The 736-nt window shown below is 43.8% G+C and carries 1 protein-coding gene and 1 pseudogene; one reads left to right on the top strand and one right to left on the bottom strand.

Going from position 1 to position 736, the window contains the following annotated elements; translation table 11 throughout:
- Positions 1 to 481: DinB family protein (locus tag GRP75_RS28585; protein WP_160791068.1), on the bottom strand; the 481-nt coding region annotated here is incomplete at its 3' end.
- A gap of 138 nt (positions 482 to 619) precedes the next feature.
- On the opposite strand from GRP75_RS28585, the pseudogene GRP75_RS30800 reads away from it, so the two are divergent.
- Positions 620 to 736 (top strand): annotated as a pseudogene (locus tag GRP75_RS30800) (CGNR zinc finger domain-containing protein); the annotation flags it as partial.

Below are 736 nucleotides of genomic sequence, written 5' to 3'. Positions count from 1 at the left end.
AAACGCGCCAAGTACCCAGTTGTTTACGTATAAGTATGATTTGTCCACTATGATATGCATCGTGCAGCGTCCACCGCGATAATTCTGCACCGAGAGTTTCGGAACCGAAAGGCTTATCCAGATCAGCATCAGTCAAAGCAGTAATGGCGACAAGCAGTTGGTTTACAAGAGCTTCTGCTTCTTTCAGTGTCTTTTGCCATCCTTCATGGTCCTCAGCATTCCCCGGCGGACCGAATGTCTCATCGTTGCTTATTCCAGTTGAGCTTACAGGCCGGTCAGTTAAACGTCTCAAAATACGCTCATTATAATAATTAATGTGACGAACCGTTTGCCAAATCGTGTTTCCTCCACCTGGTGGTGTCCAAGTGGCTTCCTGTGTATTCACACCGTGAAGTGCTGCGGCAAGAGGAACAATCCATTCTTCCTTATCCCATGAATTTTCTCTTTGCAATACCAGCATATTTACTCGATCTCGGCTCACCTAACCCAACTCCTTTTGTAGGGATGTAACTAGCTAAATGTAGAATAAATCGTTACAATTAATAATGTAGCATGACAAAATAAGATTTGCAACCAGTTAAAATGATTTTAGTGGTTACAGGCGGTAGGGGGAACTCTTTTGAATACACTTTGGACTGATTTTGTAAACAGCGAATGGCATGACTGGAGAGGTAGCGGGCGTTCAGAAGATCGTTTGTTGAAGCCGGAATGGCAAAATGACTTTCTCATACAGTGG

Source organism: Paenibacillus sp. OT2-17, assembly GCF_009827695.1.
In the GTDB taxonomy this organism is placed as follows: Bacteria; Bacillota; Bacilli; order Paenibacillales; family Paenibacillaceae; genus Paenibacillus; species Paenibacillus polymyxa_B.
The sequence above is the reverse complement of the archived record's forward strand: the minus strand, read 5'-3'. Positions and strand labels throughout refer to the sequence as shown.